Origin of the sequence: Azonexus caeni, from assembly GCF_048146105.1 — a bacterium.
In the GTDB taxonomy this organism is placed as follows: Bacteria; Pseudomonadota; Gammaproteobacteria; order Burkholderiales; family Rhodocyclaceae; genus Azonexus; species Azonexus aromaticus_B.
This window is the reverse complement of sequence record NZ_JBKJAD010000091.1, coordinates 1-255: the sequence shown is the minus strand read 5'-3', so window position 1 is coordinate 255 and position 255 is coordinate 1. Positions and strand designations below refer to the sequence as shown.

The window sequence follows — 255 nt, the reverse complement described above, 5'->3', positions numbered from 1 at the left end:
GCATCAAGCCCCTGCTGACGGTTTCTCCAACGGATGGCCAGACCATTCTCGGAAGGCTTCGCCCTGCGGCCTACCCAGTGATTCCCGAGCAGCTACGCAAGCATGATCGAGCCGGTTTGCTTCTCCCGAATCCTCTCTCCGCAATGCCTGGCGCGCACCAATCCACCGCCTTGTTTCATGCCATCCGATTGACTTCGGAAAAGCCCTCCTTACAATCCCCATAACCATCGCCCGTCCGGCGGTCCAGTCCAACGA

General features: G+C 59.2%; 1 protein-coding gene. It reads left to right on the top strand.

Going from position 1 to position 255, the window contains the following annotated elements:
- Window positions 1-224 (top strand): hypothetical protein (locus tag ACLIIZ_RS21205; RefSeq protein ID WP_416695661.1); only part of this gene is annotated, 224 nt, incomplete at its 5' end.
- Window positions 225-255: the final 31 nt, after the last annotated feature.